Below are 20050 nucleotides of genomic sequence, written 5' to 3' on the forward strand. Positions count from 1 at the left end.
CGGATCCCTCTGCTCTCAGCGGACGGTGGCGCCGCTCTGGGTGGCGGCAAGCAAGTCCAGCTCATCCCGGCCGGGCAGCCCTTCCCAGTCCCCGGCGGTGCTGACGGCGAAAGCCCCCATCACCGCGCCGCGTTCGAGCCTCGCCGGCACGTCGCCGCCGTCAAGCACGGCGGAGAGGTAGCCGGCGGTGAATGCATCCCCGGCGCCAACAGTGTCGATGCTGGTTACGGCCACGGCGGCCGTCTCGAACCGCCCGGTGGCCGTGTGGACGCCCGCTCCGTGGGCACCCCGCTTGACTACCACTTCGCTGACCCCGCGGTCCAGGAGCTCGAGGGCAACGGTTGCCTCGGCGTCGTCGGACGTGGCGCCACCAAAGGGATGGGCACCCCGGCCAGCGGCTGCCACGAGGTCCAGTTCGTCGTCGGACGCGACCAGGATGTCCGCATGCCGGGCGAGCGGGGCCAGGACGGCACGCGCCTCGTCCCGGGTCCAGAGCCTGCTGCGGTAGTTCACGTCGAGGGAAACCAGCACGCCCTCCGCCGCGGCGCGCTCGGCCGCATACCCGAACGCTGCCCGCGCCGCGGCGCTGAGGGCGGCGGTGATGCCGGTCAGGTGCAGGATACGCGGGCCGGCGTTCAAAGCGAGATCGACGTCGTCCCGGCTGAGCGTGGAACCGGCGGAACCGGTGCGGTAGTAGAACGCCCGGGTGAGGTCGGCCGTCCGCTGCTCCAGGAACATCACCCCGGTGCTTCGGACCGCGTCCACCCGGTGCCGGACGTGGATCCCCTCCGAGCGCAACTGCCGGAGGATGTACTCGCCATGCGGGTCCGCCCCGATGACCCCGGCCCAGCTGACGCTGTGGCCCAGGCGGGCAACCCCAACGGCCACATTCGATTCCGCACCGGCCACGTGCATGGCCAGGCTCCCGCCGGCGGACAGCGGCCCGGCGGAGCGCAGCGAGACCATGGACTCGCCGAAGGTCAGAAGGTCGACGCCGGAACTCACCGTGTGCCTGCTCCCGCCGCGCCTGCGGCGGCCCGGCGGTTGAAAGCGGCTGCGAGATCCACAAACGCCCGGGCACGCTCCCGCATGGGCGCGAGGTCGCCGCCGGAGCCGGCGGTACCAAACAGCGGCCCGCCGAGCCCGACGGCGACCGCTCCCGTTTCCCAATATCCTGCAGCTTCATCGAGGCCCACCCCGCCCACCGGGATAAAGGGGATTCCGGGGAACGGGTCGCGCAGGGCCTTCAGGTAACCGGGGCCGCCGATGGACGCGGGAAACATTTTGACCGCCGTGGCGCCGCGGTTCATCGCCTCGTACGCCTCACTCGGGGTGAGGGCGCCGGCCAGGACGGGAATCCCCTGCCGGGCGGACTCGGCGATAGATGCGGCCAGCGCCGGCGTCACCATGAACTGGCCGCCCGCCTCTGCCACGTTGTCCACGTCCCGCGCCGTCAGCACCGTTCCCCCGCCGACGTAGCAGCCGGCGGGCGCCGCGGCCCGTACCTCACGGATCGCGTCAAGGGCACCGGGCGTGGTCAGGGCGATTTCGACGAACCGGAAGCCTTCCTCCATCGCGGCGAGGGCCGCCTTCGCGGCGGCCGCACCGGCCGTGCCCCGGACGATGGCCACGAGCCTGGCCTCCTTGATTCCGGCGAGCAGGGTTTCGGGGCTGACAGCATTCATGTGGTTCACCATTCTGCAAAGGCTCCGTCCGCGTGGCGCCAGACCGGCCCGCGCCAGGCGTGGCCGCGCTTGTCCGCGGCGCGGACCACCGCTTCGTCGATTTCGATGCCGAGGCCCGGTCCGGTCAGCCGTTCAATGTGGCCATCCACGAACTTCAGCGGGGTCTTGTCCACCACGTAGTCCAGCACTTCGGCGCCCTTGTTGTAGTGGATGCCGATGCTTTGTTCCTGGATCAGAAAGTTGGGCGTGGCGAAGCCAACCTGCAGGCAGGCCGCCAGGGCCAGGGGGCCGAGCGGGCAGTGCGGGGCGAGCTGGACGTCGTAGATTTCCGCGAGCGAGGCGATCTTGCGCACCTCCGTGATGCCGCCGGCGTGGGAGAGATCCGGCTGTGCCACGGCGATGCCGGCCTGCAGCGCCGGCAGGAATTCCTGCCGGTTGTATAGCCGCTCACCGGTGGAAACCGGTGTGGTGGTGGAGGAGGTGAATTCGCGCAGCAGGTGCGTGTTCTCCGGCACCACCGGCTCCTCAAGGAAGAACGGCCGGTACGGCTCCAGCAGCGGCGCCACCCGCCGGGCGTTGGCCAGGCTGAAGCGGCCGTGGAAATCCACTGCCACGTCGCGGTGCTCCCCCAGCACTTCGCGGGCCGCGGCAACACGGCGGATGACGCCGTCGATCTCTGCCACCGAGGCGACCGGACTCATCCGGCCGCTGGCGTTCATCTTGACGGCGGTGAGGCCCACTTCCAGCTGGGCGCTGATCTGGTCCGCCACCTCGTTGGGCTCATCCCCGCCCACCCAGCCGTACATCCGGATCCGGTCGCGGACATGGCCGCCCAGGAGCTGATGCACCGGGGTGTTGAAGTGCTTGCCGGCGATGTCCCATAGTGCCTGGTCCAGCCCGGAAACCGCGCTGGCCAGGATGGGCCCGCCCCGGTAGAAGGAGCCCTTGGTCATGACCTGCCAGTGGTCCTCGATCCGGAGGGCATCGTTGCCGATCAGCAGCTCCGAGAGCTGTTCGACGGCGGTGCGCACCGTTTCGCTGCGCCCCTCGCAGGTTGCCTCGCCCCAGCCGACGATTCCGCTGTCCGTCTCGATCCGCACAAACAGCCACCGGGGTGCGACCAGGAAGGTTTCGATTCTGCTGATGATGGTCATCTTGGCCTAGCCCTTGGTGGCGCCGGCGGTCATGCCGGACACGATGTATTTCTGCGTGAAGAGCGCAATGATCATGATGGGGATGGTCACCACGGTGGCCGCCGCCATGAGTCCACCCCAGTCGATGCTGGCGTAGGAGACGAAGTCGAAGATGGCCACGGGCAGCGTCTTGGTCTTGGACCCGGACAACACCAGGGCGAACATGAAGTTGTTCCACGAGAATATGAAGCTCAGGATGCCCGCGGTGGCCATACCCGCGACCGAGAGCGGCAGCGTGATGCGCTGGAACGCGCCGATGGGGGTGAGACCGTCCACCTGGGCCGATTCCTCCAGTTCCAGCGGGAGGGAATCGAAGTAGCTCATCATGATGTACACGATCAGAGGCAGCGCCACGAACATGTGGCTGAGGATCAGCACCTCGAAGCCGCCCACCATTTTCAGGTTGGAGAACACGTAGTACCAGGGCACCAACAGCGAAACGCCGGGAATGACGCGGGCCATCAGGACCACCAGGGCGGAACGGTGCATGGTGAACCGGCTCATGGCGTACGCGGCCGGGACGCCCAGCACCAGCGAGAGGGCCGTGGAAACGAACGCCACCCAGAAACTGTTGAAGATGAAGACGAAGTAGTTGTTGCGCTGGAGGACGTTCGCGTAATTCTCGAACGTGGGGCTGAAGATGAACGATTTGGCGGTGTCGTAAATGTCCACATTGGTCTTCAGCGAGGCGAGCAGCATCCAGATCAGGGGTGCGATCAGGAACAGGACCACAGCGATCAGCGCCACCACGCGGAACACCTTGTAGGCACGGGTCCCGAGGGGTTTCCTGGGGCGGCGGAGCGGCTGCCCCGCGGACGTCTGGTTTTGGGTCAGGACGCTCATTTGCTTACCGCTTTCTTGCGCATGGTCAGCAGCCACATGGAGCCGATGATGATCATGAAGAACAGGATCAGCACCGCGGAGGACAGCCCGTACTGGTTGTAGTCGAAGCTCAGGCCATAGGCGTAGACGTTCAGGGTCTCCACCTCGTGGAAGGAGCCGCCGCCCTTGCCCTTGGTGGCGTACAGGATGTCAAAGGTCTTCAGGGCGTCGATGCCCCGGAGCAGGATGGCCACGATCACCGTGGGCATCATGAGGGGAAGGGTGATGAAGAAGAAGCGCTGGAACGCGTTGGCGCCGTCCATCCGGGCCGCCTCATCGGGCTCCTCGGAGAGCGACGTCAGGCCGGCCAGCAGGATGAGGACCACCATGGGGGTCCATTGCCACACGTCCATGAAGATGGTGGTGCCCAGCGCGGTGTCCTGGCCTGAGAGCCAGGGCTGCGCCGGAATTCCCACGGCGGCGAGCAGCTGGTTCGCGAAGCCGATGTTGGGATCGAAGATCAGCCGCCACATCATGCCCACGGCCACCGGCGTTGCCACGAGCGGCAGCAGGATGGCCACGCGCACCCACTTCTCGCCGCGGAACGGCCGCCAGAGCAGCAGCGCGATGCCCATGCCCAGAACCACTTCGCAGACCAGGGCAATGCCGGTGAAGGTCAGGGTGCGGCCCACCGCGGGCCAGAAGCGTTCGACGTCGGACAGGACGGTCAGGTAGTTTTCCAGGCCGATGAACTCGGTGGCCGCCCGGACGGATCCCTGCGAGTCGGTGAGGCTCAGGTACAGGGTCCAGGCCAGCGGGAACACGATCAGGACGCCCACGAAGGCCATGGCCGGGGCGGCGAATAGCCATTTCCGGTGTGCGTTGGCCCAGTCGGAGAATTTTTCGCGGCCGTTGGGGGCACGGCCTGAATTCCGGGCTGCGCTGCGGGGAGAAGTCATTACAGACATGGTTCGCCTCAAGAGTTGGGGTGGTGAAGTGCGGCCGGGGCGGGAGGGCAGCGTCGCTGCCGTCCCGCCCCGGCTGGGTGGTGCACCGGGGTGGGGTGCCCGCGTTGGTGCACCGGGTGCGTTACTTCTTTTCGCTGTCCAGGAACTTCTGGAAGGCCTCGTGGGCCGAGTCAGCGGCAGCGGAAGCGTCCGCGCCGGTGATGCTGGCAACGATCGGCTCGCCAACGATTTCACGTGCCTTGCCCACCGTGACTACCTGGGGACGGTCGTGGCCGACGCCGTTCTTGGCGCTGACTGCGATGGCCTCGGCAAGGTCCTTCGGGTACGTGGACGTGCCTTCAGAGTTGGCCCAAACAGAGGCGCGGGGTCCGGGGACGCCGGCCTTCTGCGCCGCGAGGGTGCGTTCCTTGCTGGTGGCCCATTCGATGAACTTCCAGGCGTTGTCCTGGTTGGCCGAAGCCTGGTTGACTGCGAGGCCCCATGACGGGATGTTGTACGGCTTGGAACCGGCGGGGCCGGCGGGCAGGGCAGCGAACCCAACCGAATCAGCAACCTTGGACTTGGCCGGGTCGGTGGCGTTCTTGTAGAGCGAATCAGCCTCGGTGTAGAAGGCCGCCTTGCCCTGGGTGAAGATGGCCATGGCCTCGGGCCAGCTCATGTCGGTGCTGACATTGGCCGGGCCGTAGTTCTTGATCAGTCCGCCGTAGAAGGCGTAGGCCTTCTTGGCAGCATCCGAATTGACGGTGGATTTGCCGCTGGAATCGGTGAAATCGCCACCGAAGCTGTAGAGGAAGCTGGAGAACTGGGTGACGGCCGCGGACTTGCCGGTGCGGGCCACGAATCCGGCGGTGTCCGGGTTTGCTGCCTTGATGGCCTTGGCGGCCGCTTCGAGCTCTTCCATCGTCTTGGGAACTTCAAGGCCGGCGGCCTTCAGCAGGTCCTTGCGGTAGTAAAGGACCTCACGCTCGGTGATGATGGGGACACCCACCACCTTGCCGTCAGCAGTGGTGGCCTTGACCGGGCCCTCCTGGTAGTCCTTCCAGTCCCAGTTGGAATCCGAGGACACCTTGCTGGTCAGGTCCGCGAGGTAGCCGTTCTTAGCGAACGCCTTGCCTTCCTGGAGCGGACGATACATCATCACGTCGATCTCGTCGCTGCCGGCGTTGAGCTTGACGTTGTACTGGTCCGAGAGCTGGTCTTCACCGAGCTGGGTCAGCTCGACCTTGAGGCCGCTGGACTTCTCAAATTCGGGGATGGCTGCCTTGATGCCTTCGGTCCAGACGTGGTTGGCCAGCGTCACGCGGACTGTTCCCGATCCCTTTGCGTCGCTGCTGCCGCTGCCGCCGCAGGCTGTCAGCCCCAGCGAGAGCGCGGCGGCCACTGCCGCATACTTCACTACTGAACGTCGCTTCATAACGACTCCTTGCTTTTCCGGGCTGACGTCACTGTCCAGCCACATACAAATGCCTCTTTACATCTGCTCTGGAGAAGAGCATAGGTAAATAAGGCAGACTTAAACAACCCTTATTGGGTAACGAGTATGATTTAGCCATGAAAACCCCAAAGGCGGAGTCTCCCATCGACCGGCATGCAGCGTTGGTTCAGAGCCTGGGACTCGCCATTGCCGAGGGGTCGCTGGCGCCGCATTCGATCGTCCGGCTGGATGAGCTGGAGGCGCAGCACGGCGTGTCCCGTTCCGTGGTCCGGGAAGCGGCGAGGGTCCTGTCGTCCAAGGGCATGCTGGCGTCGCGGCGCCGGTTTGGCACCGTGGTGCAGCCGGAAGAGGAATGGAACCTCTACGACCCCCAGGTGATCCGTTGGCGGCTGGCCTCATCCCGGCGCCTGGAGCAACTCCAGGCGCTGAATGAACTGCGCGGCGCCATCGAGCCGCAGGCCGCCCGGCTCGCCGCTGAGCGTGCCTCCTGGGACGCCGGCAGCGAGCTGGTTTCGCTGGCAGCGCGCCTATGGTCCGCCGGCCAGCGCGGAGACCAGGAGGAATTCCTCCGGCTTGATGTTGAATTCCATGCCGCGGTGCTTGGGGCTTCCGGCAACGCCATGTTTTCCCAGCTCCAGAACCTGGTGGCCGAAGTTCTGACCGGCAGGGCCGAGCACGGCCTCATGCCGCATTTGCCGCACCACGAAGCGTTGCAGCTGCACGTTGATGTGGCCAGTTCCATCCAGCGGGGCGAGGCCGGCGCCGCCCATGCAGCCATGAGCAGGATCGTGGAACAGTTCGCCGAAGAGGTGGGGCACATCTGGTCCGAGCACCACGCGGGCGCAGACCAGGACCCGTCCCGGCAGGCGGGAGAGCCCGACGACGCCCCCCAGCGGCCGCCGTCGGACTCCCGTTCCCAACCGCCCGCTTAAGGCGGTCCCATGGCGAACTGCCTGGTCGCTCAGTCCTCGGTCGGCGTGCGGCGGCTCGGGTGGTACGAACGCCATGAATGTTCGGGTTTGAATCCGAGCAGCCGTTTGGCCTTGTCGATGGAGAGCAAGGTCTCGTGCTCGCCCAGTTCCCTGGTCACCTGCACGTTGGGGAACACCTCCGCCACGAGGCTGGCGCTGGACCGGGACATCACAGTGTCTGCGTTGGCTACGATGAACGCTTCAAAACCCGGCTTGCCGTGTTCCAGCGCCCTTGCTACCGCCTGGGCCCCGTCGCGTCCGTCAATGTACCCCCAGAGATTCCACTTCCGGGAGGCGGCGTCCGCGTCGAACTCCGGGAACCGTTCGTAGTCCTCCGGGTCCATCACGTTGGAAAACCGCAGGCCGGTGATGCTCAGATCGGGATCCCACCGGGTCAGCTGGATGGCCATCTGCTCCTCAAGGTGCTTGACCAGGGAGTAGGTGCTTTCGGGCCGGGCAGGGTACTCCTCATCCACCGGGATGTAGGGCGGGTCAACGTCGAAAGGCAGCCCCAGCACGGTCTCGCTCGAGGCGTAAACCACCTTCTTGATGCCAGCCCGCCGTGCCGCCTGGAAGACGTTATAGGTGGAGAGCATGTTGTTCTCGAACGTGGCGGCGTCCGGAATGATGCCCGGCGCCGGGATCGCCCCCAGATGGACGACGGCGTCGAACCCGTTGTGCCTGTCGTCCAGGCCCAGCAGCACATCCAATACCTGGCCGTAGTCTCGCAGGTCCACGATGGCGAGTCCCGGGTTCCTTTCACCTGTCCGGTCCAGGTTGAGGACCTGGTGTCCGTCATCATTGAGCCTGCGGACCACATGCCGCCCGAGCTTTCCGCTTCCACCGGTTACTGCAATTCTCATGGTGCTACTCCTGCTGCAAGGAACTTTTCGACGGCGGCAATTGCCCGTTCGGTAATGGCACCGGGCTCCCCGCTGCCGTCCACCGATACCACCATGCCCCGACCGGCATAAACCGACACCACTTCGTGGGTTTCGCGGTGGTACAGTTCCAGCCGGCGCCGGAACACGTCCACGGTGTCATCCTTGCGCCCCTGTTCCTTGGCGCGCTGGATCATCCGCTGCTCGAGTTCGGAATCCGGGGCGCGGAGTTCAACAACCGCGTCAAGCCGGTGGCCGAGCGAGGCGAGCATGTTGTCCAGTTCCATGACCTGAGGTGCCGTGCGGGGATACCCATCCAGCAGGAACCCGGGCCGGACGTCGCTGTCACGCAGACGCTCCCGGACCAGCGCGTTGGTGAGATGATCGGGGACAAAAGCGCCGTCGTCGAGATACTGCGCTGCCTCCTGGCCCAGCGGCGTCTCCGCGCTGACATTGGTCCTGAAGATTTCGCCCGTGGATACGGCAGGGACCTTGAAATGCCTGGCGATGTGGACCGCCTGAGTTCCCTTGCCGGAGCCGGGCGGCCCGATGATGAGCAGTCTGGTCATAGCTGTCCCTCCGCGGCGTTATGGCCGGTTGGCTTCGGGTGAACCGCCGGCAGCGCCAACGTGAGCTACATTCTGCCCGCAAGTGGCCGCACAACGCCAGAGTCCGCGCCGTCCGGCAGGGCCCCTGAATGTGACATTTGCTCTGGCCAGGGCTGTATATACTTCTGGTTATCGGTTTAGCAGCAGGCCGTTGGACAGTTCGTCGATCCAGCGATTCCTGCCACGCTCAAGCCGTCACGGCAGGATGTGCGCCGGGATTGCCGGGTCGTCTTGACCTGAGTGAATGGCACCAAGAACCGTGGCCGGCGAGTCGACAGCAAATACAGCTCCATCAATTACTGATCACCTGCATGAAGAACTCCTCAACAGCACCGATGTTGAGGAGTTCCTGGCCGAACTGGCGCGCGTATCAGCGCGCACCCTTTGCGTGCCCGGTGACGAAGTGCTGTGCGGCATTACTCTCCTGCGCCAGCGCAAGGCCGCCACGGTGGCAAGCAGCGCTGATCCCGCCCAAGTGATCAGCCAGCTGGAGTACCAGTCCAGCGACAGCCCCGGCATCACTGCGGCCGAGGGCCACCGCACCGTCCATGTCCCCGACCTGGGAGACGAGGACCGCTGGCCCGGGTACTCCGCAGCGGTGCTGGCCCATGGCGTCCGGTCCGTGCTGGCGATTCCCTTCGAGCTGGAGGGCGAAACCAAAGCCACCCTGCTCCTGTACTCCCACCGTGCCGGCCGCTTTGAGGGCCGCATCCTCGAAACCGCCGAGGACTTTGTCCGCCAGACGTCCCTGGCCCTGCGCCTGGCGGTCCGTTTCGCGCATTACAGTGACACCGCGGCCCACCTGCGTGCCACCCTTGAGAGCCGCACCGTGATCGACGTGGCTGTGGGCATCATCATGGCCCAAAACCGGTGCAGCCAGCAGGCGGCTTTCAGTCTTCTCAAGGCCGCCTCCAGCACCCGCAACTCCAAGCTGCACACCGTCGCCGCCGCCGTGGTCAACGCCCTGGGACACGGCCCTGCGGAAACCCACTATGACGAGTAACCGGCGGCACTAGGTCCCGGCGTCGTAAACCAGTTCGCTCCCGTTGACCCGCACGCCGGAGGTGGGCTGGTGGGGCGCCAGTCTTCCGCCGGGCATCACGTGCCGCACGTCCACGTGGCGGAGGAGCAGCACGTGGTCAGAGATGAGCCGGCGGTGACACCGCCACCACACGGTCTCGCTGCACATGATGGCCACGGGCTCCTGTGCTGCCTGTGCCAGGAGCTCGTCAAGGGCCAGGGAAAATTCCGGCGACCGCATGTACGCGGCGTAGGCCCGGAACGATTCGTTGCGCAGTGCCACGTCCGGGGAATCCGGTGGCAGCTTGCGGAATCCGCCGAGCCGCTGCTCCCAACGGTAGGACACGCCCGCCTCTGGCAGCCATTGCGTCAGCAGGTCCTTGCCGAAGTGCGGAAACTTCCGGCTTCCGGGAGCAATGCGGACGTCCACCAGGGATTGGACTCCCGCCGAAGCCAGCAGGGCCTTGAAGTCCTCCTGGGCGGTGGTGCCGTGGCCAACGGTCAGCAGCGGCAGGTGTGGCACGGAAGGCGTCATAGTAGCGATTCTCCACCCACGCAGCCGTAGACTGGTGGGAAGCTGGCTCTGGGGGCTTTATGGAAACTCAACAAGTCTGCCTCGTCATCGAGGACGACGCCGACATCCGCGGGCTGATCACCGTGGTACTGATCCGTGCGGGCTTTGACGTGCGCACGGTGGCCACCGGCGCGGAGGGCATTGCGGCCGCCGCGGATCCCGGCATTTCGCTCATCACCTTGGATCTTGGCTTACCGGACATGGACGGCCACGTGGTGGCCCGCGCCATCCGCGCCCTGAATGCCGCTCCCCTGCTGTTCCTGTCGGCCAGGTCCGAAGAGGATGACATTTTGGCCGGCATGGCCTCCGGGGCCGCCGCTTACCTGACCAAGCCGTTTCGCCCCAAGGAACTGCGTGAGGTGGCACTGCAGCTGTGTCCGGTGACCGTTGTCAGCCAGGACGGCACGGGCCAGAACCCCGCCTCCTGCCAGCCTCACTAGGCGGTCCCGCCCTCACCGGGCCCTGTTAGTTCAGCCCCGCGCCGGACCCCGCTAGTTCAGCCCCGTGCTGGTCCTCGCGGCGGTCTCTTCAGCGTAGGACGTGGCCTGGCGGCGCACCTGATCCACATAGGCACCGGACTGGTTATAGGAGTAGACGGCCGCAGTCCACCCGTTTGCGGCGGAGAGATTGCGGCCGTGAGCACACAAATAGCCGGCCGCGCTGAGGGCGGCATCGTCGACATTGAAGGGGTCCGCTTTTCCGTCACCGTTCCCGTCTTGTCCCGCAAGCTTCCAGGTGGAGGGAATGAACTGCATGGGTCCCACGGCTCGGTCCCAGAGGGGGTCCCCGTCCAGCACGCCGGCATCGGTATCAGCGATGGCGGCAAATCCGTCGCCGTCCAGGCTCGGCCCGACGATCGGCCCGGTCGCCTGCCCGGCGGCAGACAGGCTTCCGCCGCCGTAAGCTCCGTGGGCGGACTCGACGAAGCCAATCGCCGCCACCGTATTCCAGCCGATCCCACACCCCGGAGCGGCATGATTGGCAGCACCAGCCGCACTGACGTAAGCCCGAAGCGCGCGGGCGGGTATGCCGGTTTGTGCGGAAGCCTGGACGAGCCACTCAGCGTCCGCGTTGCGCGTGACATTGACGGCAGTGGCAAGGCCGGTGGAGAGCGTTTCGAGTTTAACGGCCGCACGCGGCGGCGGAGGTGGAAGGGCCGTGCCGGCGTCCGCGCCCGACTCCCGGAGCACCCAGAACGCCCCTGCGGTGATCACGCAAATCGCGAATACGCAGAAAACGGCAAGGCGTTTGAGTCGGAGCACGCTGTTGATCCTATCGAGTTGAAGTCCGACGGGAGAACGGCAACCGCCGGAACCGGGGTGCAGGCCGCCGCCCTCCCCCGGCCCACGTCCCCCCGTCCCGCCCCTCCCCTCAGGACGCTCTCGCACTTAATGCGGGTTTTCGGGCGATGCTCTCTCACTTTCCTCAAGAGAGTGAGAGAGCATCGGGAATTAAGCCACATTAAGTGAGAGAGCGTCCCGGGGGGGCGGGGCGGGGCGGGTCGGTGCTGTATCGATTTCGGTTAACGGCGCATACTTGAACGCACAGGCGGCCACGGCCATGGGAGGACACCATGAAGTTTCTCGGAGCACTGATTGTCATCTGGCTGATCATCGGAGGAATCGCCGCCTGGCAGCGCGGCTACTTCGGCAGCGCCCCCGGGAACTGCGCCCAGGCCGGCACGGTGGCAGTGACCATCGTCGCGGGTCCCCTGAACTACATGGGCGTCAACCCCAAGGTTGAGTGCGAATTGCCCCAACCGTCCAAGTAGCCCTCCCTCACGCCCCTCCTTGAGACCTGCTCCTTGGAGCCCGCGCGGGCGTTCCCTAGAGTAGGGACTACCCGGTGCCTTGCGCGCCGCCCGAACCTGATTTCCGAACCCTCGAAAGGACGGACCTGATGGCCTACGTCACCGTTGGAACCGAGAACAGCACGGACATTGAGCTTTACTACGAGGACCACGGGACCGGACAGCCGGTGGTCCTGATCCACGGCTATCCCCTGGACGGCGCCTCCTGGGAGAAGCAGACCGCCGCACTCCTGGCGGCCGGCTTCCGGGTCATCACCTACGACCGCCGCGGTTTCGGCAAATCCAGCAAGCCCGCCGAAGGCTTCGACTATGACACCTTCGCGGCGGACCTCGATGCCCTCCTGACCACCCTGGACCTGAACGAGGTGGTGCTCGCCGGCTTCTCCATGGGCACCGGCGAAGTGGCCCGGTACATCAGCACCTACGGATCGTCCCGGGTGGCCAAGGCCGTGTTCCTGGGATCCCTGGAACCCTTTGTGCTGAAGACCGGAGATAACCCCGACGGCGTTCCGCAGGACGTTTTTGATGGGCTCACCGAAGCCGTCACCGCCGATCCGTACGCGTTCCTGAGGGAATTCTTCAAGAACTTCTACAACACGGACACGTTCCTGGGCACCCCGCGGCTCAGCCAGGAGGCCGTGGATGCCAGTTGGAACGTTGCGGCCGCGGCGGGTGCCACTGCCTTGGTCGCAGCCCAGCCCACGTGGCTGACGGACTTCCGTGCAGACATCCCCAAGATCGACGTCCCGGTCCTGATCGTCCACGGCACCGCCGACAGGATCCTGCCCATCGACGTGACCGGGCGCCGGTTCACCAAGGCACTGCCCGACGCCGAGTACCTGGAGATCGACGGCGCCCCGCACGGCATGCTGTGGACGCACTCTGCGGAGGTCAATGAGGCCCTGCTCGCCTTCCTGAAGAAGTAGCGGCTTCGCCTGACGGGTGCTTATCCCGCGGAAATATGGTCCGCCCTGCGCATTCGAACGGCCACGAGGGTGCCGGATGCTGCCGTCAGGGCAGCGACGACGCCCACGGCGGCCGGAATGCCATAGGCATCGGCGATGACCCCGGAGAGGAGGGCGCCGACGGCAAACCCGCCGTCGCGCCACAACCGGTAGATGCCTACTGAGCGTGCCCGCCAGTGCGGGTGGGCGACGTCGCCGATGGCCGCCAGCAGGGTGGGGTAAACCATCGCCGTGCCGGCGCCGAGCAGGATGACGGCAGCCAGCCAGATCCCGAAGTCTGCGCCGAGGGCCACCATCGCCAGCGCTGCGGCCTGGACGATCATGCCCGCGACGATCAACGGCTTGCGGCCGATCCGGTCCGACAGCGCACCCGTGATCAACTGTCCGGCACCCCAGACGGCCGGATAGACCGCGGCGAGGATGCCGATACGTTCAATACTGAGTCCCGCGGCGGCGAAGAGTACGGGAAACAGACCCCAGGCCAGCCCGTCATTGAGGTTGCTCACCATGCCGGCCTGGGAGACGGAGGAGAGTGAGCGGTCCCGGAAGCTGGTCAGGGTAAAGACCTCACGGCTGCTCAGTCCGGCATGGGTACCGCTGTGCACCGGGACGTGGGCGGCCGCCTCCGTCCGGGCATGGTGGCGTGTTTCGCGGACCGTCAGCACGGACAGGCCAAGTCCCACCGCGATGAACGCCGCTCCCAGCAGGAACGGGCCGGGGCGCAGCCCGTAGGTGGATGCGATGTAGCCGGTGGCCAGTGCGGTGCCGGCCACGCCGAGGTAGCCTGCGGCCTCGTTCAGCCCCATGGCCAGGCCCCGGCGGTCGGGCCCGACGAGGTCCATCTTCATCATGACCGTGGTGGACCACGTCAGGCCCTGGCTGATGCCCAGGACCACGTTGGCAGCAACAATCCAGCCCCACGAAGGCCCGAAGATCAGCATGAACGGGACCGGAAGGGCCACCAGCCAGCCCGTGACCAGCACAGGTTTGCGGCCATAGCGGTCCGAGAAGGTGCCGGCAAAGTAGTTGGTGGCCGCCTTCGCGACGCCGAACGCCAGGATGTAAGTCAGGGCGCTGGTGTAGAGGTCCAGCTGAAAAACCTGTCCGGCCAGCAACGGCAGGATGGTGCGTTCCTGGCCCAGGGTCCCGCCCACCAGGGCGTTCACGGCAACCAACAGCATGAACTGGGCGAGGTTCTGCCGCAGGCCCAGGACGGCCGCGGTTGAACCGGCAGTTCCGGAGGCGGAGGTGTGGGGCCGCATTCCTGCTTCTTTCTGTAGGCACGGGGTGGCCCGGGCGTGTGGGGGCACGCCCGGGCCGGGTGCCCGGGCAGGAGGGGGGTCCTGCCCGGGCGGTCTTGGGGTGGTGTGGGCCGGGTTAGGCGGCGGGGACGCTGTTCTGCCGGGCGTTCCAGGCGGCGTAGCTGCCGTCGAGTTCGACGACGTTGTACCCGGCGCGGCGCAGGGCGCTGGCGGCGACGGAGTTCCGCACACCGGACTGGCAGTAGGAGACGATGGTGCCGCCCGCGGGCAGCTCATCCAGGTGCCACATGACCCGGCCGCCGCTGAGCTGGTACGAGCCGGGGATGTGCCCGGCCTGGTGCTCGGTTTTGTTCCGGACGTCCAGGACCATGGCGGCGTCGAACGTCTCGAGTTCCTCGGGCTGGATCAGCGTGGGGGTGAAACCGGGCAGCCCCTCGATGCCGGTGACGTACCCGGCGACGTTATCGATGCCCACCCGGATCAGGTGGTCCCACATCTCCTGCGCGGCGGCCTGGCCGGGGGCCAGGAGCACCAGCGGATTCGTGTCCGTTTCGGGGTTGACCACCCAGGCGCCGTAACTGGCCACGGACTTGCCGGCCGGGACGTTCAGGGACCGGGCCACGGTGCCCTGGTGGACCTCGGTGTTGGAGCGGGTGTCAATGAAGGTCAGGGTGTCCTCGGCCAGGCCCGCGGTAACGATCTCCGTGGACAGCTCGGGCAGCGGGGCACGGTCGCCCAGGATGGCCGGGCCTTCCCGGTTTTCGCGCTTCATCCGGCCGAAGTAGGCGTGCGCGTCGGGCTGGCCGTCGAGGAGTTCATCGATGAAGCCCTGCTCGTCGTTGGCGGCCAGGTACGGGCCCCACCAGGCGTAGAGGCGTTCGTAGCCCACGGTGGAGGACGGGATCGCGCCCAGGGCCTTGCCGCAGGCGCTGCCCGCACCGTGCGCGGGGTGGACCTGGACATGGTCCGGGAGAGTCAGGAACTTCTCCCGCAGGCTCGCGAAGAGCTGCCTGGCGCCCACGAAACGGGTGTCGATCCCGCCGGCGGCCTCATCCAGCAGGTCCGGGCGGCCCAGGTCCCCGGAGAAGACAAAGTCCCCGGAGAGCAGGTAGCCGGGCTGGTCGCTGAACGCGCCGTCGGTGACCAGGAAGGACAGGTGCTCCGGCGTGTGCCCGGGGGTATGCACGGCCTGGATGGTGATATTGCCCAGGGTGATGGTGTCCCCGTCGTGCAGCCGCTCGCCCTCGAACCCGTACTGCCAGTCCGGCCCGCCCTCGCCGGAAACATAGATCGTCGCGCCCGTGGCCGCGGCCAGTTCCCGGGTGCCGGACAGGTAATCGGCGTGGATGTGGGTCTCGGTGACCGCCACGATCTTCATGCCGTTCTTCGCAGCCAGATCCTGGTACACGGCAATGTCGCGGCGGCCGTCCACCACGATCGCTTCACCCTTGGCCTGGCAGCCGATCAGGTAACTGGCCTGGGCAAGGTCTTCATCGTAAATACGCTCGATAAGCATCTGGTGCTCTCCTTCAGACTCAGGGGATGGGGAAAGTTCGGGAAGCCGGCAACGAACCACCGGACACATTCCGAGTATCACAGATACCCCCGGGGGTAGTCAAACACCCGGAGGGGTATATGATTAACCGAAGGAACACGACCATTGGAGACCGCATGCAACTCGATTCGACTGAACTGACACCGGTGATCAACCGCCTCAAGCGGGCCCAGGGCCAACTCGCAGCTGTCACCCGCATGCTGGAGGAAGGCCGGGACTGCAAGGACATCGTCACGCAGCTCGCCGCCGTGTCCAAGGCCCTGGACCGTGCCGGCTTCGCCATCATCGCCAGCGGCCTGGAGCAGTGCATCGTTCGTGAGGACACCACGATGGACCGGAAAGAACTGGAGAAGCTCTTCCTCTCCCTGGCCTAACACCCCTTGGTGAGCGCCAGGATACAGCGGGTTAAAAGCAGACAGTGGAGGGGCCAGGCGTTCGCCTGGCCCCTCCACTGTCTGCTGTTGTGCTGCCCTGCCTTAGGCCTTGGCGGCCTTCCCCGGCAGTGCCAGCCGGAAGATCTTGCCCCAGGTTGACCCCACCTGCTTGAGCAGCGGACCCGTGGTGTACTTCAGGCCGTACCGCTGGCAGATTTCCTGGACCAGGGGCGCAACCTCGGCGTACCGGTTGGAGGGCAGGTCCGGGAAGAGGTGGTGTTCGATCTGGTGCGACAGGTTGCCGGTCATCAGGTGCATGAACTTGGACCCGGAGATGTTGGCGGAGCCGATCATCTGGCGGACGTACCAGTCTCCGCGCGTTTCGCCTTCAACCATTTCCTCACTGAAGGTGTCCGTGCCTTCGGGGAAGTGACCGCAGAAGATCACCGCGTGCGCCCAGACGTTGCGGACGGCGTTGGCCGTCAGGGTGCCGTAGAGCGCCTGCTTGCCGGAACCGGTGAGCATGGCGACGGCGGGCGTGGCGGCGTAGTCCTTGGTGAACTGGGTGACCACTTTCTTGCCCAGCGCCTTGAGGTCCTTGAGCAGGGCTTCCTTGGACTTCCTGCCCTCCTTGAAATCGTTCAACTCAAGGTCGTAGATGGCGATGCCCCACTCGAAAAGAGGTGCCAGGATGGCGTTGTACAGCGGGTTGCCCAGGTTCGCGGGCACCCACGGCTGGCTCTCGTCCATACGCAGGAGGTTGTATCCGACGTCGTTATCCTTGCCCACCACGTTGGTCCAGCGGTGGTGGAGGTCGTTATGGGTGTGCTGCCATGAGCGCGAGGGCGTGACGAAGTCCCACTCCCACGTGGTGGAGTGGATATCCGGGTCCCGCATCCAGTCCCACTGGCCGTGCAGCACGTTGTGCCCGATCTCCATGTTCTCGAGGATCTTGGCCAGGCTCAGCAGCGTGGTGCCGGTGACCCAGGCTGCCTTGTTCTTGCTGACCAGCAGGGCGGCGCGGCCGGAGATCTCCAGGCCGCGCTGGACCTTGATGATGCGCCGGATGTAGGCGGCATCCGCAGCGCCACGTTTGGCCAGGATGTTGTCGCGGATGGCGTCGAGTTCCCGGCCCAGCTCGGCGACCTGTTCGTCAGACAGGTGCGCGGCGGTGGGCGGGCGGACGGAAGGGCTGCCGGACTCGGCCAACGCCCCGGGGCGCGTCCTTGACGCTCCGGCCGGGGCGGTCTTGCCTTCGGAAACTGTCTTGCTTTCTGAAACTACTGACATGCGGTGAGGCTCCTCAGAGTTCGAGGTTGACGGGTCCGGCGGCTGCCGAGACACACGTTTGGATCAGTTGGCCGGGCTCGCCGTGGATCTCGTTGGTGCGGAGGTCACGGACCTGCCCGGCCAGAAGCGGAGTAAGGCAGCTGTGGCAGATTCCCATCCGGCATCCGCTGGGCATCAGCACCCCGGCATCCTCGCCGACATCGAGCAGCGGGGTGTCGCCGTCGGCATCAACTTCCCGGTCAGAGGCCTCAAACGTGACGAGGCCGCCGTCGTGCCCCACACCCCCGGCGAAGGTGGTGTTGAAGCGTTCGATCATCAGGTTGCCGGGGTCACCGGCTACTGCGACGTCCGAACCCGGGGCGGCAGTGGTGAGCGCGGCCTGTTTCCACAGGGCCTCGGCGTCATCCAGGAAGCTGTCCGGGCCGCACGCGTAGGCGGCACGTTCCTTCCAGTCCGGGCAGATCCGGTCCAGTTCCGCCGTGGTGGTCAGGTCCATTCGGCCCTGCTCACCCGTGTACCAGTGGGCCAGGCGGAAGTTGGGGAACTGATCGGCGAGTTCGGCAAGCTCCTCGTGGAAGAGGCTGTCGCCGGGGGTGCGGGCCGAATGGACAAGCACGACGTCGGCATCCGGGCGGCGCGGGACCAGCGTGCGGATCATGGACATCACCGGAGTGATGCCGCTTCCCGCGGTGACCATCAGCAGCGGGCGGGGATGCTCCGGGAGGATGAAATCGCCCTGCGGCGGGGCGAGGAACAGGACATCGCCGGGTTTGGTGGTGCGGACCAGGGTGCCGGAAACGGCGCCGACATCAGTGACGGTAATGGCGGGATCTTTGCCCGCGGGGGCACTGAGCGAATAGGAACGCCAGTGGCGAACGCCGTCGAGTTCAACCCCGATCCGGGCCCATTGGCCGGCGAGGTGCGAATGCCAGCCGCGGCCGGGGCGGAAGAAGATGGTGGCTGACTGCGCGGTTTCCTGGACCACCCGGGTCACCACGCCGCGCAGCTGGCGCGCGGAGAAGACCGGGTTAAACAGTGACAGGACATCTTCCGGCGACAAAGGCGTGGTCAGGACGGATGCCGCCTGGGCCAGCTGACGTAGCCGGATCATGCAGTTGTACCTTGAGCGGCGCGAGCCATGTTTCTCTCTCCTGACCGTTGCGCAGCCATGCTGTAATAGAGGGCAGTTAGTTCCCCCAAGCCCGCTATAAGCCTAACGGCTGCAGCCTGTGGATGGTTCCCGGATCAGCGGTGGTCCCGCTCCTCGAATTCCTCGTTAAGGTCATCGCGCCTGAACTCGGTCTCCGGATTGGGTTCGCCCTCGGCCACGTATTCGTAGTCGAGCTGGCGCTGCACCTGGCTGTCCAGAACCTGGAGATCCTGGTTGGGAAGGGCGGAAAGATCCTCAGGGAAATCGTCTTCCGGCGTCAGATGAAGCTTCTCGGACATAGCGAACCTTTCGTGCAGCGCGGCAGGACCGGAATAAGCGATGCCCCGGTTGCTCTTAGGGTATTACGTCCGCGGCAGATCACCCAGCCGGGTCCGGCCGTTTTCGACGTTCTGCCCGCCGCCCGAGGGACCCAGCAATCGGCCGTGCTCCGATCCCGGCATCCTGGGCCCCAGTGGCCGGAGGAGGGCATCCGATGCGCCGCCTGTGGCTTCACGTCCCCGCCAGGGGCTGCATGACCTGCTGGCATGATGAATCTGTGAACATTCCTGCTGAAACGGTGTCGGTAGCCAAAACGGGTGTGCTGTTTGTGCTGGCCGCCGTGGCCGAAATCGGTGGCGCCTGGCTGGTCTGGCAGGCCGTCCGTGAAGGCAAGGACTGGTGGTGGGCCGGGCTCGGCGTTATTGCCCTGGGCGTCTACGGCTTTGTGGCCACCCTGCAGCCGGATGCCCATTTTGGCAGAATCCTGGCGGCCTACGGCGGCGTCTTCGTTGCCGGCTCGCTGGCCTGGGGCGTGATTTTTGACGGCTTCCGGCCTGACCGGTGGGACGTGGCCGGTTCCGTAATCTGCCTTGTGGGCGTCGCCGTCATCATGTTTGCGCCCCGGAACGCCGGCTGAGCCGCCCCCTGGCGCCCCGGTTCCCGGCGGCTAAACGGTTCCCGGCGGCTAAACTGTCCCCGTGTCCAGCAACCAGCCACCGCCCAGCGGCCCCGTACCGCCGTCGACCCCGCCCCTGCCTCCGCGGGGAAGATTAGCTGAACGGCTCCTGCCCGGCGGCACCGAACCCGATCCCCGGTTCACGCTGGCCAACGAACGGACCTTCCTCGCCTGGATCCGCACCTCCCTTGCGCTGCTGGCGGGCGGAATCGCGATTGAAGCATTCACCTCCGGCCTTTTCAGCGAACCCGTCCGGAAGATGCTGGCGGTGCTGCTCCTTCTGTTGGGCATGCTGTTGAGCGCGGGCGCGGCGGTGCGCTGGGTCCGGGTGGAACGGAGCATGCGCAACAAGACCCCGCTTCCGCTGCCGCTGGTGGTGCCGCTCATGGCGGCTGCCGGCGCACTCGCCGCCGCGGTGGTTGTGGTCTCCGTTCTGGTGCGCTGAACAGTGTCCACCTCACCGCAGCCGGTCAGCCCGCACGGAGACCCGGGGCTCCAACCCGAACGAACCACCCTGGCCTGGGGCCGCACC

At 66.2% G+C, this 20050-nt stretch carries 23 protein-coding genes; 8 read left to right on the forward strand and 15 right to left on the reverse strand.

Annotated elements, in window-relative coordinates; all coding sequences use genetic code 11:
* Positions 1–15: 15 nt before the first annotated feature.
* From SBP01_RS16290 to SBP01_RS16315, 6 genes are all read right to left on the reverse strand, one after another.
* Positions 16–1005 (reverse strand): sugar kinase, encoded by a 990-nt coding sequence (locus SBP01_RS16290; RefSeq protein WP_320536495.1) that lies wholly within the window; start codon positions 1003–1005, stop codon positions 16–18.
* Positions 1002–1685: a bifunctional 4-hydroxy-2-oxoglutarate aldolase/2-dehydro-3-deoxy-phosphogluconate aldolase gene (locus tag SBP01_RS16295; protein WP_275213159.1), complete on the reverse strand. Its 684-nt coding sequence runs from the start codon at positions 1683–1685 to the stop codon at positions 1002–1004. Before SBP01_RS16295 ends, SBP01_RS16290 begins: the two co-directional genes overlap by 4 nt.
* A 5-nt stretch (positions 1686–1690) precedes the next feature.
* Positions 1691–2839, reverse strand: a complete 1149-nt coding sequence (gene dgoD, locus SBP01_RS16300; protein WP_320536497.1) for a galactonate dehydratase — start codon at positions 2837–2839, stop codon at positions 1691–1693.
* A 6-nt stretch (positions 2840–2845) separates the two neighbouring features.
* Complete coding sequence (locus SBP01_RS16305; RefSeq protein ID WP_275213156.1) at positions 2846–3721, reverse strand: carbohydrate ABC transporter permease; 876 nt, start codon at positions 3719–3721, stop codon at positions 2846–2848.
* Complete coding sequence (locus SBP01_RS16310; protein WP_320536499.1) at positions 3718–4659, reverse strand: sugar ABC transporter permease; 942 nt, start codon at positions 4657–4659, stop codon at positions 3718–3720. Before SBP01_RS16310 ends, SBP01_RS16305 begins: the two co-directional genes overlap by 4 nt.
* A 130-nt stretch (positions 4660–4789) precedes the next feature.
* Complete coding sequence (locus SBP01_RS16315; RefSeq protein WP_320536500.1) at positions 4790–6082, reverse strand: sugar ABC transporter substrate-binding protein; 1293 nt, start codon at positions 6080–6082, stop codon at positions 4790–4792.
* A 137-nt stretch (positions 6083–6219) separates the two neighbouring features.
* On the opposite strand from SBP01_RS16315, the gene SBP01_RS16320 reads away from it, so the two are divergent.
* Positions 6220–7035 carry a FadR/GntR family transcriptional regulator gene (locus SBP01_RS16320; RefSeq protein WP_320536502.1) on the forward strand — a complete coding sequence of 272 codons (816 nt, stop codon included), beginning with the start codon at positions 6220–6222 and terminating at the stop codon, positions 7033–7035.
* A 29-nt stretch (positions 7036–7064) separates the two neighbouring features.
* On the opposite strand, the gene SBP01_RS16325 is transcribed toward SBP01_RS16320, so the two are convergent.
* A complete protein-coding gene (locus SBP01_RS16325; RefSeq protein WP_320536503.1) occupies positions 7065–7937 on the reverse strand; it encodes an NAD(P)-dependent oxidoreductase in 873 nt (290 codons plus the stop codon).
* Complete coding sequence (locus tag SBP01_RS16330; RefSeq protein WP_275213149.1) at positions 7934–8524, reverse strand: adenylate kinase; 591 nt, start codon at positions 8522–8524, stop codon at positions 7934–7936. Before SBP01_RS16330 ends, SBP01_RS16325 begins: the two co-directional genes overlap by 4 nt.
* Before the next feature lie 298 nt (positions 8525–8822).
* On the opposite strand from SBP01_RS16330, the gene SBP01_RS16335 reads away from it, so the two are divergent.
* Positions 8823–9566 carry a GAF and ANTAR domain-containing protein gene (locus tag SBP01_RS16335; protein WP_320538371.1) on the forward strand — a complete coding sequence of 248 codons (744 nt, stop codon included), beginning with the start codon at positions 8823–8825 and terminating at the stop codon, positions 9564–9566.
* A 9-nt stretch (positions 9567–9575) separates the two neighbouring features.
* On the opposite strand, the gene SBP01_RS16340 is transcribed toward SBP01_RS16335, so the two are convergent.
* A complete protein-coding gene (locus tag SBP01_RS16340) occupies positions 9576–10118 on the reverse strand; it encodes a DUF488 domain-containing protein (RefSeq protein WP_320536506.1) in 543 nt (180 codons plus the stop codon).
* A 59-nt stretch (positions 10119–10177) separates the two neighbouring features.
* Between SBP01_RS16340 and SBP01_RS16345 the strand changes: the two genes are divergently transcribed.
* Entirely contained in the window at positions 10178–10597 is a 420-nt protein-coding gene (locus tag SBP01_RS16345; RefSeq protein WP_275213147.1) for a response regulator transcription factor, read from the forward strand.
* 51 nt (positions 10598–10648) lie between these two features.
* On the opposite strand, the gene SBP01_RS16350 is transcribed toward SBP01_RS16345, so the two are convergent.
* Entirely contained in the window at positions 10649–11419 is a 771-nt protein-coding gene (locus SBP01_RS16350; protein ID WP_320536508.1) for a lytic transglycosylase domain-containing protein, read from the reverse strand.
* Positions 11420–11730: 311 nt separating this feature from the next.
* On the opposite strand from SBP01_RS16350, the gene SBP01_RS16355 reads away from it, so the two are divergent.
* Positions 11731–11928 (forward strand): hypothetical protein, encoded by a 198-nt coding sequence (locus tag SBP01_RS16355; protein WP_275215500.1) that lies wholly within the window; start codon positions 11731–11733, stop codon positions 11926–11928.
* A gap of 128 nt (positions 11929–12056) precedes the next feature.
* On the forward strand, positions 12057–12893 hold the full coding sequence (locus tag SBP01_RS16360; protein WP_320536511.1) for an alpha/beta hydrolase: 837 nt from the start codon (positions 12057–12059) through the stop codon (positions 12891–12893).
* Between the two features lie 20 nt (positions 12894–12913).
* Here SBP01_RS16360 and SBP01_RS16365 read toward each other — a convergent pair whose 3' ends face one another.
* The gene (locus SBP01_RS16365) at positions 12914–14194 is read right to left on the reverse strand and encodes an MFS transporter (RefSeq protein ID WP_414004236.1); all 1281 of its coding nucleotides are present in this window, start codon (positions 14192–14194) and stop codon (positions 12914–12916) included.
* Between the two features lie 115 nt (positions 14195–14309).
* A complete protein-coding gene (locus SBP01_RS16370; protein WP_320536513.1) occupies positions 14310–15710 on the reverse strand; it encodes an MBL fold metallo-hydrolase in 1401 nt (466 codons plus the stop codon).
* A 155-nt stretch (positions 15711–15865) separates the two neighbouring features.
* Between SBP01_RS16370 and SBP01_RS16375 the strand changes: the two genes are divergently transcribed.
* Positions 15866–16123: a metal-sensitive transcriptional regulator gene (locus SBP01_RS16375; protein WP_275215503.1), complete on the forward strand. Its 258-nt coding sequence runs from the start codon at positions 15866–15868 to the stop codon at positions 16121–16123.
* A 102-nt stretch (positions 16124–16225) separates the two neighbouring features.
* Here SBP01_RS16375 and SBP01_RS16380 read toward each other — a convergent pair whose 3' ends face one another.
* From SBP01_RS16380 to SBP01_RS16390, 3 genes are all read right to left on the reverse strand, one after another.
* Positions 16226–17413, reverse strand: a complete 1188-nt coding sequence (locus tag SBP01_RS16380) for an acyl-CoA desaturase (protein WP_320536515.1) — start codon at positions 17411–17413, stop codon at positions 16226–16228.
* A 13-nt stretch (positions 17414–17426) separates the two neighbouring features.
* Complete coding sequence (locus tag SBP01_RS16385) at positions 17427–18524, reverse strand: ferredoxin reductase (RefSeq protein WP_275215505.1); 1098 nt, start codon at positions 18522–18524, stop codon at positions 17427–17429.
* A 134-nt stretch (positions 18525–18658) separates the two neighbouring features.
* Positions 18659–18862, reverse strand: a complete 204-nt coding sequence (locus SBP01_RS16390) for a hypothetical protein (RefSeq protein ID WP_275215506.1) — start codon at positions 18860–18862, stop codon at positions 18659–18661.
* A gap of 233 nt (positions 18863–19095) precedes the next feature.
* Here SBP01_RS16390 and SBP01_RS16395 point away from each other — a divergent pair, with 233 nt between their 5' ends.
* Positions 19096–19479 (forward strand): YnfA family protein, encoded by a 384-nt coding sequence (locus tag SBP01_RS16395; protein ID WP_414004237.1) that lies wholly within the window; start codon positions 19096–19098, stop codon positions 19477–19479.
* Positions 19480–19540: 61 nt separating this feature from the next.
* On the forward strand, positions 19541–19963 hold the full coding sequence (locus SBP01_RS16400) for a YidH family protein (RefSeq protein ID WP_320536517.1): 423 nt from the start codon (positions 19541–19543) through the stop codon (positions 19961–19963).
* Positions 19964–20050 lie beyond the last annotated feature (87 nt).

The organism is Pseudarthrobacter sp. IC2-21 (genome assembly GCF_034048115.1).
GTDB classification, from domain to species: Bacteria; Actinomycetota; Actinomycetes; order Actinomycetales; family Micrococcaceae; genus Arthrobacter; species Arthrobacter naphthalenicus.

Coding starts and splice junctions, on each gene's coding strand:
- SBP01_RS16340 (WP_320536506.1), bottom strand. CDS start 10,118: ATGACGCCTTCCGTGCCACACCTGCCGCTGCTGACCGTTGGCCACGGC.
- dgoD (WP_320536497.1), bottom strand. CDS start 2,839: ATGACCATCATCAGCAGAATCGAAACCTTCCTGGTCGCACCCCGGTGG.
- SBP01_RS16375 (WP_275215503.1), top strand. CDS start 15,866: ATGCAACTCGATTCGACTGAACTGACACCGGTGATCAACCGCCTCAAG.
- SBP01_RS16360 (WP_320536511.1), top strand. CDS start 12,057: ATGGCCTACGTCACCGTTGGAACCGAGAACAGCACGGACATTGAGCTT.
- SBP01_RS16295 (WP_275213159.1), bottom strand. CDS start 1,685: ATGAATGCTGTCAGCCCCGAAACCCTGCTCGCCGGAATCAAGGAGGCC.
- SBP01_RS16380 (WP_320536515.1), bottom strand. CDS start 17,413: ATGTCAGTAGTTTCAGAAAGCAAGACAGTTTCCGAAGGCAAGACCGCC.
- SBP01_RS16310 (WP_320536499.1), bottom strand. CDS start 4,659: ATGACTTCTCCCCGCAGCGCAGCCCGGAATTCAGGCCGTGCCCCCAAC.
- SBP01_RS16305 (WP_275213156.1), bottom strand. CDS start 3,721: ATGAGCGTCCTGACCCAAAACCAGACGTCCGCGGGGCAGCCGCTCCGC.
- SBP01_RS16345 (WP_275213147.1), top strand. CDS start 10,178: ATGGAAACTCAACAAGTCTGCCTCGTCATCGAGGACGACGCCGACATC.
- SBP01_RS16315 (WP_320536500.1), bottom strand. CDS start 6,082: ATGAAGCGACGTTCAGTAGTGAAGTATGCGGCAGTGGCCGCCGCGCTC.
- SBP01_RS16365 (WP_414004236.1), bottom strand. CDS start 14,194: ATGCGGCCCCACACCTCCGCCTCCGGAACTGCCGGTTCAACCGCGGCC.
- SBP01_RS16385 (WP_275215505.1), bottom strand. CDS start 18,524: ATGATCCGGCTACGTCAGCTGGCCCAGGCGGCATCCGTCCTGACCACG.
- SBP01_RS16320 (WP_320536502.1), top strand. CDS start 6,220: ATGAAAACCCCAAAGGCGGAGTCTCCCATCGACCGGCATGCAGCGTTG.
- SBP01_RS16370 (WP_320536513.1), bottom strand. CDS start 15,710: ATGCTTATCGAGCGTATTTACGATGAAGACCTTGCCCAGGCCAGTTAC.
- SBP01_RS16355 (WP_275215500.1), top strand. CDS start 11,731: ATGAAGTTTCTCGGAGCACTGATTGTCATCTGGCTGATCATCGGAGGA.
- SBP01_RS16390 (WP_275215506.1), bottom strand. CDS start 18,862: ATGTCCGAGAAGCTTCATCTGACGCCGGAAGACGATTTCCCTGAGGAT.
- SBP01_RS16330 (WP_275213149.1), bottom strand. CDS start 8,524: ATGACCAGACTGCTCATCATCGGGCCGCCCGGCTCCGGCAAGGGAACT.
- SBP01_RS16395 (WP_414004237.1), top strand. CDS start 19,096: ATGACCTGCTGGCATGATGAATCTGTGAACATTCCTGCTGAAACGGTG.
- SBP01_RS16325 (WP_320536503.1), bottom strand. CDS start 7,937: ATGAGAATTGCAGTAACCGGTGGAAGCGGAAAGCTCGGGCGGCATGTG.